Annotated in this window: 15 protein-coding genes; 6 read left to right on the top strand and 9 right to left on the bottom strand. The window is 73.4% G+C overall.

The genetic code is table 11. The features are described 5' to 3' along the window. The first annotated feature begins 3 nt into the window (after positions 1 to 3). Both FBY23_RS14095 and FBY23_RS14090 read left to right on the top strand, forming a co-directional pair. Positions 4 to 279, top strand: a complete 276-nt coding sequence (locus FBY23_RS14095) for a Fe-S cluster assembly protein HesB (protein WP_141798716.1) — start codon at positions 4 to 6, stop codon at positions 277 to 279. A gap of 38 nt (positions 280 to 317) precedes the next feature. Next, positions 318 to 911 (top strand): LysR family transcriptional regulator substrate-binding protein, encoded by a 594-nt coding sequence (locus FBY23_RS14090; protein WP_141798715.1) that lies wholly within the window; start codon positions 318 to 320, stop codon positions 909 to 911. Between the two features lie 21 nt (positions 912 to 932). Here FBY23_RS14090 and FBY23_RS14085 read toward each other — a convergent pair whose 3' ends face one another. Next, a complete protein-coding gene (locus tag FBY23_RS14085) occupies positions 933 to 1,790 on the bottom strand; it encodes a patatin-like phospholipase family protein (protein WP_222117821.1) in 858 nt (285 codons plus the stop codon). Beyond that, positions 1,787 to 2,344 carry a nucleosidase gene (locus tag FBY23_RS14080; protein WP_141798713.1) on the bottom strand — a complete coding sequence of 186 codons (558 nt, stop codon included), beginning with the start codon at positions 2,342 to 2,344 and terminating at the stop codon, positions 1,787 to 1,789. The genes FBY23_RS14085 and FBY23_RS14080 overlap by 4 nt, the downstream gene beginning before the upstream one ends. Before the next feature lie 23 nt (positions 2,345 to 2,367). Between FBY23_RS14080 and FBY23_RS14075 the strand changes: the two genes are divergently transcribed. After that, positions 2,368 to 3,393, top strand: a complete 1,026-nt coding sequence (locus FBY23_RS14075; protein WP_141798712.1) for a galactokinase family protein — start codon at positions 2,368 to 2,370, stop codon at positions 3,391 to 3,393. Positions 3,394 to 3,674: 281 nt separating this feature from the next. Here the strand turns inward: FBY23_RS14075 and FBY23_RS14070 are convergent, their stop codons facing one another. From FBY23_RS14070 to FBY23_RS14060, 3 genes are all read right to left on the bottom strand, one after another. Further along, a complete protein-coding gene (locus FBY23_RS14070; RefSeq protein WP_141798711.1) occupies positions 3,675 to 4,892 on the bottom strand; it encodes an acyl-CoA dehydrogenase family protein in 1,218 nt (405 codons plus the stop codon). After that, on the bottom strand, positions 4,892 to 6,262 hold the full coding sequence (locus FBY23_RS14065; protein ID WP_141798710.1) for an acyl-CoA dehydrogenase family protein: 1,371 nt from the start codon (positions 6,260 to 6,262) through the stop codon (positions 4,892 to 4,894). The genes FBY23_RS14070 and FBY23_RS14065 overlap by 1 nt, the downstream gene beginning before the upstream one ends. A gap of 71 nt (positions 6,263 to 6,333) precedes the next feature. Then, complete coding sequence (locus FBY23_RS14060; protein WP_141798709.1) at positions 6,334 to 7,770, bottom strand: hypothetical protein; 1,437 nt, start codon at positions 7,768 to 7,770, stop codon at positions 6,334 to 6,336. A gap of 162 nt (positions 7,771 to 7,932) precedes the next feature. Between FBY23_RS14060 and FBY23_RS14055 the strand changes: the two genes are divergently transcribed. Genes FBY23_RS14055 through FBY23_RS14045 form a run of 3 tightly spaced genes read left to right on the top strand, consistent with a single transcriptional unit; the run spans position 7,933 to position 10,901 of the window. Then, positions 7,933 to 9,333, top strand: coding sequence for a hypothetical protein (locus tag FBY23_RS14055; protein WP_141798708.1), 1,401 nt, complete (start codon positions 7,933 to 7,935; stop codon positions 9,331 to 9,333). 20 nt (positions 9,334 to 9,353) lie between these two features. Then, positions 9,354 to 9,959: a peptide deformylase gene (def, locus tag FBY23_RS14050; protein WP_141798707.1), complete on the top strand. Its 606-nt coding sequence runs from the start codon at positions 9,354 to 9,356 to the stop codon at positions 9,957 to 9,959. A 24-nt stretch (positions 9,960 to 9,983) separates the two neighbouring features. After that, positions 9,984 to 10,901, top strand: a complete 918-nt coding sequence (locus FBY23_RS14045; RefSeq protein ID WP_141798706.1) for an alpha/beta hydrolase — start codon at positions 9,984 to 9,986, stop codon at positions 10,899 to 10,901. Between the two features lie 3 nt (positions 10,902 to 10,904). Here the strand turns inward: FBY23_RS14045 and FBY23_RS14040 are convergent, their stop codons facing one another. From FBY23_RS14040 to FBY23_RS14025, 4 genes are all read right to left on the bottom strand, one after another. Next, positions 10,905 to 11,396, bottom strand: coding sequence for a carboxymuconolactone decarboxylase family protein (locus FBY23_RS14040; protein WP_141798705.1), 492 nt, complete (start codon positions 11,394 to 11,396; stop codon positions 10,905 to 10,907). Then, the gene (locus tag FBY23_RS14035; RefSeq protein WP_141798704.1) at positions 11,396 to 12,511 is read right to left on the bottom strand and encodes a dihydrodipicolinate reductase; all 1,116 of its coding nucleotides are present in this window, start codon (positions 12,509 to 12,511) and stop codon (positions 11,396 to 11,398) included. Before FBY23_RS14035 ends, FBY23_RS14040 begins: the two co-directional genes overlap by 1 nt. A 96-nt stretch (positions 12,512 to 12,607) precedes the next feature. After that, the gene (locus tag FBY23_RS14030; protein WP_141798703.1) at positions 12,608 to 13,996 is read right to left on the bottom strand and encodes an aldehyde dehydrogenase family protein; all 1,389 of its coding nucleotides are present in this window, start codon (positions 13,994 to 13,996) and stop codon (positions 12,608 to 12,610) included. Continuing rightward, positions 13,993 to 15,240 (bottom strand): aromatic acid/H+ symport family MFS transporter, encoded by a 1,248-nt coding sequence (locus tag FBY23_RS14025; protein WP_141798702.1) that lies wholly within the window; start codon positions 15,238 to 15,240, stop codon positions 13,993 to 13,995. Before FBY23_RS14025 ends, FBY23_RS14030 begins: the two co-directional genes overlap by 4 nt. Positions 15,241 to 15,249 lie beyond the last annotated feature (9 nt).

The raw sequence follows: 15,249 nt of genomic DNA, 5'->3' as shown, positions 1-15,249 counted from the left end.
GCCATGCTCACCCTCACCGAGAACGCCTGCACGATCGTCAAGCAGATGACCGACGCCCCCGACGTCCCGGACTCCGCGGGACTGCGCATCACCCAGGCCGAGGCCGGCTTCGCCGTGTCCGCGGCCGACCAGGCCGAACCCGGCGACAAGGTGGTCGAACAGGACGGTGCGACCGTCTACCTCGACGAGGACTCCGCCACCAAGCTCGACGCGATGACGCTCGACGCGGGCATCGACGACTCCGGCACGCTGCAGTTCGGGCTGCTCGCCCAGGCCTAGATGTAGGCCCGTCGGGCTCGCTCTGGGATCGTGGGCGCATGCAGGACCTGCGCATCGCCTTCGTTCCCGGAGTGACCCCCGACAAGTGGGCGCGGGTGTGGCGCGAGCGCAACCCGCGGATCCGGCTCCACCTCCTCCCGGTCCAGGAGGAGCAGCAACGCGGCGTCCTCGACGACGGCGACGCCGACATGGCGCTGGTACGGCTGCCGGTCGACCTCGAGTCGCCGGCGCCGCTGCACTGCGTGCGCCTGTACGACGAGGTGCCGGTCGTCGTCGCCGGGCGCGAGCACTTCGTGGCAGCCTCCGATCCCGACACGCCGATCCCCCTGGCCGACCTCGCCGAGGAGCAGCTCGTGCTGCCGCACCCGTCGGGGTGGACGCCGTCGGTGGAGCAGCTGCCGTTCCCCGCGATGGACGTCAAGGACGCGATCGAGGTCGCGGCCTCGGGCAGCGGGATCGTGATCGTGCCGATGTCGGTGGCCCGCCTGCACCACCGCAAGGACGTCGTGCAGCGTCCGGTCGAGCTCGACCCGACCAGCGTGGCCCTCGTGTGGCTGCGGGACGCGGACAGCCCGGTCCACCAGGACTTCGTCGGCGTGGTGCGCGGCCGCCGCGCCAGCAGCAGCCGCTGACCCGCTCGCCCCTGCGTCGGCTCAGCCCCAGGTCGCGCCGACCCGCGCCGCCAGCTCCCGCCCCTGGTCCCGACCGGAACGTGCCGCCGGTGCGCGCAGCGAGAGGTCCATGGCACTCGCGCCGAGGTGCTCGGTGGCCGGGAAGAGCGTCTCCACCCGGCTGCCGCCCGCGCGCAGCCCGGCGACCTGGGACGCGAGGTCGAGGCCCCACTCCTGCGGGGCACGCGACCGGCCGCCGAACGGCGAGAGCACCAGGACGTCGTCGTAGCCGGCCGCCAGGTCCGCGTTGTCGGCATTGGCCCGGAAGCCGCCGTCGATGTAGGACCGGCGCCCGATCGGGTACGCCGGCCCGCTCGAGCAGCTGGCCGCCACCGCGTCGACGAGGTCGACCCCGCTGTCGCGCTCGAAGCCCACGGGCTCGCCGGTCGCGGCGTCGACGGCGGTGACCAGGAGCCGCTGTGCCGGCCAGGCCGGGCTCGGCAGGCGGGTCGCGACCGTGGCTCGCCAACGCTCGGCCCAGGACTCCCCCGACCCCGCCGCGAGGTCGAGCGCCGCGGCGCCCAACCGCCGGCGCATGTCGGCCGCGTCGGTGGCGGCCGCGATCAGGCGCGCCGTCCGCTCCATCTGGTCCGCCACGGGTCGCGCCGCTCCGGGCTGTGCGGGACGCTGCGGGACCGGGGCCTGCAGGACCGCCGTGAGCAGCTCCGCCGCGGAGCTGCTGGTGAGCTGGGCGGCGGCGGTCGAGCCGGCCGACGTACCGACCACCAGGTCGGCGGTCGTGACGTCGACGCCCGCCTCGAGCAGCCCGGCCACGACGCCGACCAGCCAGGCGTTGCCGGTGGCGCCGCCGCCACCGAGGACGAGTGCTCGCGTGCTCATGACAGGTGGCTCGCCGCCCATTCGCCGAGGACCCGGGCGCTGCGGTCGACGAGGGTGGCCCACTCCCACGCACCCGCGTCGGCGTTGTCGGAGACGTGCTTGACCAGCCGGACGGGTACGCCGAGCTCCTGGGCGACGTACGCGACGGCGTAGCCCTCCATGTCGACGAGCTGGGCCTGTTCGGCCAGCCGGGCCCGCACGACCGGGTCGGTGACGAAGACGTCGCCGGTCGCGAGGACGGTCCCGCCCGGCCCGACGACGATCCGCTCGCGCGGGTCGTAGCCGAGCGCGCGGATCGCGTCGGCGTTGATGTCGTGGTTGAGGACGGTGCCGATCTCGTAGAGCCCCGACTCGGCCGACAGCCCGTCGTGCAGACCGCCGGCGGTGCCGAGGTTGACGACCTCCAGGTCCGCGAGGTCGCTGCGGACCGCCAGGTGGCGGGCGAGGGCGGTGGCCGCGGCGGTCTTGCCCATGCCCGTGACCAGCACCTCGAGACCGGCGGGGACGTGGGCGACCTCGGCGCGGGTGGCGGCGACGATGAGCGGACGGGGCACGGCGGTCACCCTAGTGTGGCCCCGTGCACTCCCCCCGCCCGGCTGTCGTGGCCCGTGCCCCCGGCCGGGTCAACCTGATCGGCGAGCACACCGACTACAACGGCGGCCTGTGCCTGCCGTTCGCGATCCGGCTCGCCACCACCGCCACCGTGACGCCCCGCGCCGACGACCAGCTGCGGATGACCAGCACCGAGGCGGCCTCGGGTGACACCCTGTGGCAGCGGTACGTCGTCGGCGTGGTCGCCGAGCTCCGCGCGGCCGGCTGGACGGTGCCCGGCCTCGACATCGGGCTCGCCTCGACCGTGCCGCTCGGCGGCGGCCTCTCCAGCTCGGCCGCGTTGGAGTGCGCCGTCGCCACCGCCGTCGCGGGCCTGCTCGGCATCCCCCTCGACGCCGACACCCGGCGGCTGCTGGCGGGTGCCTGCCGCCGGGCCGAGACCGACCACGTGGGTGCCCCGACCGGCGGCATGGACCAGCTCGCCAGCATGCTCGGCGCCGAGGGCCACGCCCTGCTCGTCGACTTCGCCGACCCGGGCGGACCGGCCACCACCCCGGTCCCGCTGCCCGTGACGGCGGCCGGGCTCGCCCTGCTGGTCACCGACACCGGCGTCCGGCACTCGCTCGCCGACGGCGACGGCGGGTACGCCCAGCGCCGGCGTGAGTGCGAGGCGGGCGAGCCGCGTCGGCTACGCCACGTCACGACCGAGAACGACCGCGTCCGCGCGGCGGTCGAGGCGATCGACGACGGCGAGTGGGACCGCCTGGGTGCGTTGATGACGGCGTCCCACGCGTCCCTGCGCGACGACTTCGAGGTCTCCGTCCCCCAGCTCGACCTGGCCGTCGAGACCGCCAACGGCGCCGGCGCCCTCGGCTCGCGGATGACCGGCGGCGGGTTCGGCGGCTGCACGATCACTCTCGTCGCGGCGGACCGGGCGGCCGTCGTACGGGAGGCGGTGGACGCGGCCTACGCCGAGCGCGGCTGGGCGAACCCGGTGCACCACCTCGTCGAGCCGGGTCCGGGAGCGGAGGTCCTCAGCACTGCGGGATGAGGCAGAACGCGCCGTCGGAGAACCCGGCGGGCCGGATGCCGAGCACCTCGGCGAACCCGCCGGTTCCTCGTTGGATTCCGACCTTCTTCGTCCGGCCTCGCCCACGTGTCACGTGGCTGTTCCGGCATGCGGTTTGGTCCCAAACCGCAACATCCGGGCCTCCAGACCTGCGGTTTGGGACCAAACCGCAACTGGTCAGACCAGCCCACCGACCGTCACCAACGCCTCGGGCCCGCCCCCGCCTCAGCGAGAACGGGCCCAAAGCACCCCGGCTGGTCAGCTCACTTCAGCTCGGCGCTCGACAGGCCGAGCACCCGCCTGGCGACGATCAGCTGCTGGATCTGCTGGGTGCCCTCGAAGATGTCGAGGATCTTGGAGTCGCGCGCCCACTTCTCGAGCAGCTCCTCCTCGCTGTAGCCGATCGAGGCGCACAGCTCGACGCACGACAGCGTCACGTCGGAGCCGACCCGGCCGGCCTTCGCCTTGGCCATGGAGGCCTCGAGCGAGTTGGGCTTGCGGTTGTCGGCCATCCACGCGGCCTGGAGGGTGAGCAGGCGCCCGGCCTCCCAGTCGGACTCGAGCTGGAGGAACTTCGCCGCCGCCGCACTCTGCAGGATCGCCGGCTTGTCGTAGTCGACCTCGATCCCGGCCTCCTCGAGCAGGTCGCGGGTCAGGTCGAGCGAGGCACGGGCGCAGCCCACGGCCATCGCGGCGACCAGCGGCCGGGTGTTGTCGAAGGTCGCCATCGCGCCGGCGAAGCCCTGCTCGACGTTGATCTCCGGTGAGCCGAGGAGGTTGTCCTTCGGGACCCGGGCGTCGGTGAACGTGATCACCGCGGTGTCGGAGGCGCGGATGCCGAGCTTCTCCTCGAGCCGCTCGACCTTGACGCCCGGCGTGCCCTTCTCGACCACGAACGACTTGATCGCCGCGCGGCCCAGGGACTTGTCGAGGGTCGCCCACACGACGATGCAGTCGGAGCGCTCACCGGAGGTGACGAAGATCTTCTCGCCGTTGATGACGTACTCGTCGCCGTCGAGCACCGCGGTGGTGGAGATCGCGGCCGAGTCGGAGCCGAACGACGGCTCGGTGATCGCCATCGAGGCCCAGCGGCCCTTGAAGCGCTCGAGCTGCTCGTCGTTGGCGACCGAGGCGATGGCCGAGTTGCCGAGGCCCTGGCGGGGCATCGACAGCAGGAGGCCGGTGTCGCCCCAGCACATCTCGGCGACCGAGGTCACGGAGGCCAGGTTGGCGCCGTTCTTGACGCTCTTCTTGTCTGAGTCGTCGCTGTCACGACGTACGCCGGTCGCGCCGGCACCCTCGCTCGCGCCGGACTCGGAGAGCCCGTCGATCATCGCCGCGAGCATGTCGAGCTCCTTGGGGTACTCGTGCTCGGCGATGTCGTACTTGCGAGAGATCGGTCGCAGCATGTTCATCGCGACCTGGTGGGCCTGGTCGACCAGCGCCCGGTGCTTCTTCGGAACCTCGAGGTTGATGGCCATCAGACCAGCACCGTCCCTTCCATGATGCCGATGGCACGCAGGTCGCGGTACCACCGCTCGACCGGGTGCTCCTTGACGAACCCGTGGCCACCGAGCAGCTGGACGCCGTCGAGGCCGATCTGCATGCCCTTGTCGGTGCACGCCTTGCGGGCCAGGGCGACTTCGCGGGAGAAGTCCTTGCCGGCCGCGGCGCGCGAGGCGGCGCGGTAGGTCAGCAGCCGCATTCCCTGCAGCTCGATCGCGATGTTCGCGACCATGAACGCCACCGACTGGCGGTTGGCGATGGGCTCGCCGAAGGCCTCGCGGCCCTTGACGTACGGCGTCACGTAGTCGAGCACGGCCTGGCCGGTGCCGACCGCGAGGGCGCACCAGGCGAGACGGGACAGGCGCACGCACTCGGTGTACGTCGACCCGTCGGTCTCGCCCAGCACGGCATCCGCCGGGACCTTGACGTCCTCGAGGACCAGCTTGGTCATCGACGCGGCGCGCACGCCCATCGCCGGGTCGCCCTCGACCGAGAGGCCCTCGGTGGAGGACTCGACGAGGAACAGGACGGGCTTGCCGTCGAGGCTGGCGCCGACGACGAACAGCTCGGCGCTGTCGCCGCGGGCCACCAGGCTCTTGGTGCCGTTGAGGACGTAGCCGTCGCCGGCCTTCTTCGCGGTGGTCGACGGGGTGAGCACGTCGAACAGGACGGTGGGCTCGGTGAGCGCCAACGCGGCCGCCGGCACGGTGCCGTCCTCGGCGCTGAACGCCGGGAGGTAGGTCTGCTGCTGGGCGTCGGTGCCCCACAGCCCGATCGCGGTGGCGACCGAGCCGGGCGCCAGCGTCGCGACGGCCAGGCCCATGTCGCCCTTGGCGAGGGCCTCGGCGACGAGGGTGCCGGCCATGGCCGAGCGCTCCTCGGAGACGCCGCCGAGCGACTCGGGCAGGCCGAGGATCGGCAGGCCGATCTCGAGGCTGGCCTTGAGCAGGTCGTCGGGCGCCGCGCAGGCCTTGTCGGCCTCGGCCGCGGCGGGCCGGACGACCTCGTCGGCGAACTCGGTGACGACGTCGACGAGCATCTGCTCGTCCTCGCCCGGGGTGAGGTCGAAGACGCCGCTCGCGGCGGCGTTGGTCGGCCGGGTGCCGGGCTGGCCGCCCTTGCCGGCCTTCGCGAACGTGCGGCTCGCGTTGGTCATGGTCTTGAACCCGGTCCGGGTGACGGAGAAGACCGCCTGCTCGGCCGGCTTGCGGAGGCGGACCTTGTCGAGGAGGTCGGTCTGGGCGAGCCGGTTGAGGCCGGCGACGAGGTAACCGATCGGGTCACGGCTCTCGCTGCTCGGGACCCCGTGCTTGCCGCCCGGCTTGAGGTTGCTGATCAGGGACATGACACTAAATGTAACTATGAGTTACACATTGCGCTACAGATGGTCCCAAATCACCGCGTGTGATCTGGGCGTCAGTCGATCCGGACCCCGATCGTCGTGCGCGGCAAGGTCAGCAGCACACTGCCCGTCCCGCCCGTGCTCGTGCGGGTGGTGACCCGCCGGGTGCCCTCGATCACCAGCGTCCCCGACGTGAACGACGCCGGTACGACGAAGGCCGGGTCCGGCGTGGGCGTGTCCGGGGAGAGGTCCCGGCGAGGGAACGCCGTCCCGTCGTCCGCCTCGAGGTGCAGCTCGGCGAGCTCGAAGCCGCGCGGGCGCGGGTCGTCGGGCGTCGTGTAGGTGACCTCGACCGCGAGATAGGCCTGGCCCGGGTCCCGCAGTCCACGCGGGCCGTTGAAGAAGAACAGCCGCGCCAGGCCGACGTGGACCGAGCGCACCGCGTCGGGGCCGAGCGGTGCGTCCGCGGTCGGACGCAGCACGAGGTCGGCGTCGAGGTCGGCCTGCGGGTCGGGCCGGGTGAGGACCGCGATGTTGCGTCCGGTCGCCGTACCGTCGACCAGCGAGACCCGCTGGTCGTAGCCGTCCGCGTCGAGGCGCAGCTCGACGCTCGCGCCGTCCGGCACCGCGACCACGTACGACGGTCCGCCGGCCGGCAGCGGCACTGCCATGCCGTCGACGACGACCGCCAGACCGGCCGCGGCCCACGGGGCGCACGGCTGGTCCTGGCACGGCCCGTCGGCGAGCGTGAACCTGCGCAGCCGACTGCCGGGCGCGGAGAGCAGCACCCCGATCTCGTCCTCGGCCTGCTCGACCGCACCCAGGTCGCCGACCCGCACGCCGGCGGTGCGTCCGGCCAGGGTCGCGGCGACGACACCGGCACCGGCCGGGTCTCCGGTGCCCACGACCGTCCCGGCCGGCACCACGCGCAGGTCCGGCGGCGCGGCGCGCCGGGCCGGACCGGACCGTGGTGTGCCCTCGCCGCGCGACACGACCACCGCCAGCACGATGAGCGCGACGACGACCAGGACGGCCACCGCCACCAGGGCCGCGACCTTCAGGCCGCTCCGCGCTCGTGAGCGCTCCACCTCGCGCGACGGCGGCGCGAGCGACAGCGGCAGGAGCGGGCCGGCCAGGACGGTGCGCTCCTCGGGGAGCACCGTGCGCGGCTGCGAGCCGGCCACCTCGTCCTCGCTCACCTTGCCCAGCGCGAACAGCAGCGCCGCGAGCGCCCAGCGCGCGCTCATCACGTCCGCTCCACCGCGCAGCCGGGCCAGCCGGAAGGCCTGCGCGTCGAGGGTGTGCCGGGGCTGGGCCCCCTCGGCGAGCTGGGCCAGCACGCGGGCGAGCGCGCCGAGCCGGATGGCGTCGGTGAGCAGGTTGACCTGGCCGTCGGTCGTCCGGCCGGCCGGGGCGTAGTCGTCGAAGGCCGCGCGGAAGTCCTGCGGGTCGTCGAGCACCGCCGGTCCCAGTCGGGCCACCAGAGCGGCCAGCTCGTGGTGGGTCTCCACCCGAGCACCATCGCACCGGCGCCCGTCGTACGGCCGGTCCCGACCGATCTATACCGAGTTCGGGGGACGGCACGGCGGCTCCGGCGACCGTACGTTCGGCTGCACGGGACGATCACCGGTCGCAGACACCTGGGGGCGACGATGCGCAGGATCCTCGTGACAGTGACGGCGGCACTCGCCGCGCTCGGCGTCGTGCCGCCACCGCCCGCGCTCGCGGCCGCGCAGACGGTGGTGGTCAACGGCTACGCCTTCCCCCACGGCGTGCTGGAGTACGTCGCGGACCCGTGCCCCGGTGGCGTGCTCCGGGCGCCGTACGCCGCCTACCGCCGCGACGACGTCCTCGGCGACCACGCGATCGGCCTCGCGTTCGGCGGGCAGAGCGGCGGCATGGCCGGCGTCGCCGTGTGGGTGGCGGAGCCGAGCACCCTGCTGGACGCGTCCCTCGCGACCTACCACCCGAGCGTCTCCCCCGGCTTCGCCCGCGACGGCCAGATCGTGATCAGGCTCTACCTCGATGAGGGGCCGGACCCGCTCTGGCTGGAGGGCCGCTACGACGTCTCAGGCCTGGGCGGCCGGCACGCGGGCGACGACGTCGCCGACATCGCGACGGACTGGTACTGGTCCGACGACGCGACGCTCGCCGACGAGGACCGCACGCTCGCGCAGGAGGCCGACGACTGGGGGTCACCCGGGCGGGCCCGGATCGCCTTCGAGCTCGGCTGCCGCGGCCGCGACTTCTTCTTCGACGACCTCCGCATCCGGACGACGACCGGCGCGACGACGTACGACTTCGAGGGCGTGCCGTCCCAGGCCTTCATCTCGGCGGCACCGACCCACCACAGCAGCGACCTCGAGCGAGGGATCACCCGCCTGGACCTCGTCAAGGGACAGGACCACTACCTGCTGGCCGACGCCAAGACACCCGGTGACGGCGTGTGGTCGCCCGGGTACGTCCCGGGAACGGCGACCCTGTGGGCACGCCCGTGGGGTGCTCCCGACTTCTCCCCCGTCGCGAGCGGCGGCTTCGGGACCGACACCTACGCCCAGTTCCACGTCCAGCCGGACCGCCAGACCGAGTACCAGGTCCGCACGAGCGGCGACGACACCTTCGAGGCCAGCACGTCCGCGACCCTGCTGGTCACCGTGGCGCGGCAGGTCGACGCCCGCGCGCCCGCCACCCGGGTCCGGCAGGGTCAGCCGATCCGGGTCAAGGGCCGGGTCGCGCCGGGTGACGCCGGCGTCCGGGTGACGCTCCAGCGCAAGGTGGGCAAGCACTGGCGCACCGTCGACCGGGCCAGGACGCGGGCCAACGGCAGGTTCGCGCTGCGGGTGAGGGCGAGCAACACCGGGCGGTGGACGGTCCGGGTCGCCGTGGCCGCCGCGAAGGGCAACGGGGCCAGCGTCACGCCCGGCACCCGGATCCGGGTGCTGCCACGTCCCCTGCCGCAGCCCCAGCCGGTCCCGCAGCCCGTCTACGTCCCCGTGCCCGTCACGCACGTCCCCACCGACGCACCGAAGGGCACCGTGCCCCCGTCGGCCCACCACCGGCTCACCCCGCACTAGCGCTCTCCTAGCATGGGCCCATGCCCGAGGACCTCGACGACACGACCCCGGAGGCCGTGCTGGCGCCGTACGGACCGCTGCCCCGCAACGGGCGGGTCCGCCCGATGACCCGCTGGGGCACGCCGGTCATGCACCGCCCCCAGGCCCGGGTCGAGGTCTACGACGCCGCCCTCACCGCGCTGGCCGCCGACATGGTCGCGAGCATGTACGCCGCCGACGGGGTCGGCCTGGCCGCCTGCCAGATCGGCGAGGACGTCGCGATGTTCGTCTTCGACTGCCCCGACGCCGAGGGCACGCGGGTCGTCGGGGTCGTGTGCAACCCGGTCCTGGTCGAGCCCGAGGGCGTGTCCCGGCGCCTCGACGACAGCCCCGAGGGCTGCCTGTCGTACCCCGGCGCGTTCGTCGACTGCGCCCGGCCGGACTACGCGGTGGTCGAGGGCACCGGTCTCGACGGCGCCCCGGTGCGCTTCGAGGGCGACGGTCTGCTCGCCAAGTGCCTGCAGCACGAGACCGACCACACCCTCGGCACCGTGTTCGGCGACCGGATCTCGGCGAAGGCGATGAAGAAGCTGCGCAAGCAGCACGACGCCGCGGCCGAGGACTACCCGCCGGAGTGGCCCACCTGAGCCGTGGGGCACTAGCGTCAGGCCATGCCCGTCGACCCGTCCCTGGCCGGTCTCCTCATGGCGATCGAGGCCGGCACCCCCATGTCCGAGCTGTCCCCCGCCGAGGCCCGCACCGTGTTCCGCGCCCTGACCGTGGGCGGACGGCCGCCCGAGAGCCTGGCGCCCGTCGGCTCGATCGCCGAGGACGAGGTGGCCGGTGGCGCCGGTCCGCTGCGCGCGCGGATCTACCGTCCCGAGGGTGACGGCCCGGTGCCGACCGTGGTGCTCTTCCACGGCGGCGGCTGGGTGGTCGGCGACCTCGACACGCACGCCGCGATGGCCCGCTCGATCTGTGCCGGCACCGGCTCCGTCGTCGTCGCGGTCGACTACCGCCTCGGGCCCGAGGCCCGCTTCCCCGCAGCCGCCGAGGACGCGATCGCCGCGGTCCGCGACGTCCAGGCGCGCATCGGCGAGTACGGCGGCAGCGAGGTCCTCGCCCTCGCCGGCGACTCCGCGGGCGGCAACCTGTGCGCGGTCGCGGCCCAGCACGTCCCCGGGATCGCGGCCCAGCTGCTCGTCTATCCCGCGACCGACGTGCTCGGCGACTACGTCTCGCGCAAGGAGAACGGGACCGGGTACTTCCTCGACGACGCGACCATGGTCTGGTTCGTCGGCAACTACGTCGAGGCAGACACCGACCTCAGCGACCCACTGCTCTCCCCGCTGCGCGGCGACCTGACCGGGCAGCCGCCCGCGGTCGTTGTCACGGCGGAGTTCGACCCGCTGCGCGACGAGGGCATCGCGTACGCCGACGGGCTGGCCGCGGCCGGCGTACCCGTGCGCCAGACGACCTACCCCGGGCTGATCCACGGCTTCTTCGACATGGGCCCGTGGTCGCCTGCCTGCCAGGCCGCGGCCGACGACACCGTCGCGCAGTTCGCGGAGCTGCTCCGCGAGGCCTGACGCTCAGGCCTGACCGGCGTGGCTCGGCAGGACGCATGCCGCGTCCAGGCCGAGCACCCGGTTGAGCCGGCCGAACGCCAGCCACGACCCCAGGCACATCGACAGCTCGACGATCTCGCGGTCGGAGTAGTGCGTGCGCATCCGCTGCCAGAAGCCGTCGTCGATGCCGTGGTGGTCGAGGGCGTAGCGCTCGGCGTACTCCGCCGCCAGGCGGGTGCGGTCGTCGAAGTCGCGCGTGGTGCGCCAGTCCTGGACGGCGCGGTCGAAGGTGTCCTCGACCCTCTGTCCGTCGCGCTCGGTGCGCCAGTCCTGGCAGAACAGGCAGCCGTTGACCTGCGCGATCCGCAGCCGGGCCGCCTCGAACTCGCGCAGGCCGAGCGTGCTGTGCTCGTAGACGCTCATCGCGAGCGTGGACGCAGCGGGGCCGATGCCCGGCACCAGCTCGCCCCACACGTAGGTGATCGGGTCCTTGCCGTCGGGGATCTCGAGGAACATCAGGCCTCCTCGCCGATCGTGCGCAGGTACGTCGACGGCACGAGCGGCACGTCGAGGCCGTCGTACAGGCCCGGCGTGGCGGTGCGCAGCCACGGGATCGCGTTGACCAGCCGGTTGGCGGCGGTGGCGTTGCCGCCGGCGGCGCGGTTGCCGCCCTCGTCGGTGGCCTCGACGTTGATCTCGATGCGCGGGCGGCCCTCGATGATCACCCGGTGGGCGCCGTCGCCGCCGTCGGGCGGCATCGGCCAGTCCGTGGCGCAGGCCGCCGCGATCCGGGTGACGTGCTCGACGACGATCTTCGGCGCGCCGCCGACGATGCCCTGCACCTCGAACCTCAGCCCGCCCTGGGTCCCGGCCTCGAAGTCACCGAGGGCGGTGGTCACGGACGCGTCGAGCGCCCGCCGCTCCACCGTCTCGCGCAGCTCGTCCACCTCGACGCCCAGCGCCCGGGCGATCAGCCGGATCTGCCCGCCCCAGACCATCGAGGGGATCCCCTCGGCCACCATCGGCGGCTCGTAGTCCATCGGCTGGCCCATGCCGACGATGTAGCGGACCGAGTCCTCGGCGTCGTACGTCGAGTAGTCGAAGATCTCCTGGCAGCGCACCTGCTCGATCTCCGAGGCCAGGCCGCTGACGAGCGCGGGCAGCAGGTCGTTGCCCCAGCCCGGGTCGATGCCGCTGACGAACAGCGCGCTGCCGCCGTCGGCGCAGGCCTTGCTGAGAGGGTCGGTCAGCTCGGCGGGCGCGCTGCGGTGGTCGTAGAGCGCGTAGACCGAGGGCGTCACGACCACGGCGCCGTTCGCCAGCGCTCGCGCGATGTCGACGACGGCCTCGTCGGGCCGCAGCTCGCCGGACGCCGTGTAGGCGACCGCGCCGCCGCCGTCGAGGGTCGCCAGGGCCGCATCGACGTCGGCGGTCGCTCGGACGCCCAGGGTGCGCCCCAGCTCGGCGAGGTCGCCGGCGTCGCGCCCGACCTTCGCCGGGTCGCTGACGATCACCCCTGCCAGGCTCAGCCCAGGGTGCGCCGCGACCGCCCGGATGGACGCGCGGCCCATGTTGCCGGTGCCCCAGACGACCACCGGGACCGCTTGGTAGAACGTGTTCTCATCCGCCATGGACGGGACACTAGGCGGCCCGGAGCGCGAGCGGTAGTGCGACAGCGTGTCAGTTTTTGAGAGATCTTCACGAACTCGACGATCCCGCGGGATCCGTCAGAAGGGATAGCGCTCGATCTCCGCCTGCATCGTGACCCACTGCAGGTGACAGAAGGTGTCCAGGTTCGCCTCGGCGCCGCCGAAGTGCCCGCCGCTGCCCGAGGCCTTGATGCCGCCGAACGGGATGACGGCCTCGTCGTCGACCGTCTGGTCGTTGATGTGGACCATGCCCGACTCCAGCCGCGCACTGAGCTCGAAGCCACGCATCGCGTCGCCGGTGAGCACGCCGACCGAGAGCCCGTAGGGGTCGTCGTTGACGAGCGCGACCGCCTCCTCGACGTCGTCGTAGGCGATGACCGGGGCGACCGGGCCGAAGATCTCTTCGCGCGCGGCCGGGTGGTCGGGCCGGACGTCGGCGAGCACCGTCGGGCGGTAGAACAGCCCGTCGTAGGTGCCGCCCGCGGCGAGTCGGGCGCCGGCCGCGACGGTGTCGGTGACCAGCCCGTGCACCTTGTCACGCTGGCCGGCGTCGATGAGCGGGCCGAGCGCGACGTCGCCGGCGAACGGGTCGCCGACGCTCAGCGCCCCGGCCTTCGCGGCCAGCAGATCGGCGTACTCGTCGGCCAAGGCCCGGGGCACCAGGTGGCGACCGGTGGTCATGCAGATCTGGCCCTGGTGCAGGAACGACCCCCAGGCCCCGGCGGAGGCGGCTCGGTCGAGGTCGGCGTCGGGCAGCACGAGCAGGGCGTTGTTGCCACCGAGCTCGAGATGGACCTTCTTGAACATCGGCGCCGCCGTCGCCGCGATGGCGCGTCCCGCGGCCGTCGAGCCGGTGAAGCTCAGGCAGGGCACGTCCGGGTGGGCGACCAGCCGCTGTCCGGCCTCCGCTCCGCCGGGCAGCACCTGCAGGACGTCGTCCGGCAGCCCGGCCTCGTGCAGGATCTCGGCGAGGGCGACACCGCCGGCGACCGCGGTACGCGGGTCGGGCTTGAGGACGACGGCGTTGCCCAGCGCGAGCGCCGGGGCCACCGAGCGCATGGACAGGATCGCCGGGAAGTTGAACGGCGAGATGACGCCGACCACGCCGACGGGCACGTGCCGGGCGAGCGACATCCGGGGTCGGGTCGAGCGGAGCATCCGGCCGTACGGCGCCGACGCCGTCGCCGCAGCCTCACGCAGCTCCGAGACGACCAGCCCGTGCTCGAAGGCGGCCTTGCCCGGCGCGGAGCCGGCCTCGCGCTGCAGCCACGGGACCAGCCGCTCGGGCTCGGCCTCGGCGATCGCGGCCGCCCGGAGCAGGACCGCGGCCCTCCGGTCGTACGGCAGGTCGGCCCAGGCCCGCTGCGCGAGCCGGGCCCGCGCGACCGCCTGGTCGACGTCGGCGGCGAACGCCTCCTCGAGCGAGGCGAGCACCTCGCCGGTGGACTTGTCGGTGACGTCGATCATGCGGAGACCTCCTGGGTCGGGACGGGAGTGGTGGTGCGTTCGAACCGCTGCGGGATCACCACGATGGCGACCGCGGCGAGGACGGCGACGAACGCGAAGACGTAGAACCCCCACGGGTAGGCCAGGTCGGCGGTGACCAGGGCGCCGGTGATCGCGGGGCCGACGATCGAGCCCAGTCGTCCGACACCGGAGGCCAGGCCGAGGGCCGTGCCGCGCAGGTGCGGCGGGTAGTAGCGGGTGATCCACGCGTAGACGAGCACCTGGGCGCTGAAGACGAAGACCCCGGTCAGGAACACCGCGCCGTTGAGCACGAGGGTCGGCAGGTGCACGCTCAGCACGGCCAGCAGCACGGCGGCGGCGGCGAACCACCCCAGTGTGCTGCGCCGGATGCCCCGGGCGTCTCCGACGATGCCGGCCAGCACGAGTCCCGCGATGCCGCCGAGGTTGAGGAGCAGCAGCAGGGTCAGCGAGGCAGCGATCTCGTAGCCCGCCTCGCGCATGATCGTCGGCAGCCAGCTGTTGAGGCCGTAGACCAGCAGCAGACCCATGAAGCAGGCGGCCCAGGTGGCCAGGCTGGCGGTGCGGTACGGCGACCGCAGGATCTCCGAGGCGCGCGGCGCCGGCACCGCCGACTCCCCTTGGCCGGCGGTGGCACCGCGGCGAGCCAGCGCGACGGCGTTGGTCTCGGGGAGCTTGAGCCACATCAGCGGCAGGATGACGAGCCCGGCGACGCCGCCGATCACGAACAGCAGGTGCCACTGCGGCACGACGGCCAGCGCGACGAGCGCGGTCAGTACCGCGCCCACGTGGTAGCCGGTCATGGTCAGCGTGGTGGCGCGAGCCCGCTGGGTCTCCGGGGTCGCCTCGCTCATCATCGTGAGCGCGGCGGGCATGCAGGCGCCGAGGCCGAGACCGGCGACGAGGCGCAGCGCGCCGAAGGTCTCGGGGTTCGTCGCGAGCGGAACGGCGAGGGTGAACACCGAGAACAGCGCGATCGAGGCGAGGATGCAGCGGCGCCGGCCCCACCGGTCCGAGAGCGGGCCGACCAGGATGGCGCCGACCATGATCCCGACCAGGGAGATCGTGGTGACGAAGGTGGCCGAGGCCTTGTCCATGCCGACGTGTCCGCCGTCGAGGATGGTCGGCAACGCGGCGCTGAGGGCGACGATGTCGAAGCCCTCGAGGGTGACGGTCGCCCAGCAGAGGGCGCGGACCCAGGTCTGGGTCCGGTCGGGTGCGGTCATCGGTGCTCC

The organism is Nocardioides sp. SLBN-35 (assembly GCF_006715725.1).
GTDB lineage: Bacteria > Actinomycetota > Actinomycetes > Propionibacteriales > Nocardioidaceae > Nocardioides.
The sequence above is the reverse complement of the archived record's forward strand: the minus strand, read 5'-3'. Positions and strand labels throughout refer to the sequence as shown.

What these genes read in the sequence shown, in the direction of transcription:
- FBY23_RS14045 (WP_141798706.1), top strand. Translation starts at nt 9,984, where the DNA reads ATGCCCGTCGACCCGTCCCTGGCCGGTCTCCTCATGGCGATCGAGGCC.
- FBY23_RS14095 (WP_141798716.1), top strand. Translation starts at nt 4, where the DNA reads ATGCTCACCCTCACCGAGAACGCCTGCACGATCGTCAAGCAGATGACC.
- FBY23_RS14025 (WP_141798702.1), bottom strand. Translation starts at nt 15,240, where the DNA reads ATGACCGCACCCGACCGGACCCAGACCTGGGTCCGCGCCCTCTGCTGG.
- FBY23_RS14090 (WP_141798715.1), top strand. Translation starts at nt 318, where the DNA reads ATGCAGGACCTGCGCATCGCCTTCGTTCCCGGAGTGACCCCCGACAAG.
- FBY23_RS14040 (WP_141798705.1), bottom strand. Translation starts at nt 11,396, where the DNA reads ATGTTCCTCGAGATCCCCGACGGCAAGGACCCGATCACCTACGTGTGG.
- def (WP_141798707.1), top strand. Translation starts at nt 9,354, where the DNA reads ATGCCCGAGGACCTCGACGACACGACCCCGGAGGCCGTGCTGGCGCCG.
- FBY23_RS14035 (WP_141798704.1), bottom strand. Translation starts at nt 12,511, where the DNA reads ATGGCGGATGAGAACACGTTCTACCAAGCGGTCCCGGTGGTCGTCTGG.
- FBY23_RS14070 (WP_141798711.1), bottom strand. Translation starts at nt 4,892, where the DNA reads ATGGCCATCAACCTCGAGGTTCCGAAGAAGCACCGGGCGCTGGTCGAC.
- FBY23_RS14085 (WP_222117821.1), bottom strand. Translation starts at nt 1,790, where the DNA reads ATGAGCACGCGAGCACTCGTCCTCGGTGGCGGCGGCGCCACCGGCAAC.
- FBY23_RS14030 (WP_141798703.1), bottom strand. Translation starts at nt 13,996, where the DNA reads ATGATCGACGTCACCGACAAGTCCACCGGCGAGGTGCTCGCCTCGCTC.
- FBY23_RS14065 (WP_141798710.1), bottom strand. Translation starts at nt 6,262, where the DNA reads ATGTCCCTGATCAGCAACCTCAAGCCGGGCGGCAAGCACGGGGTCCCG.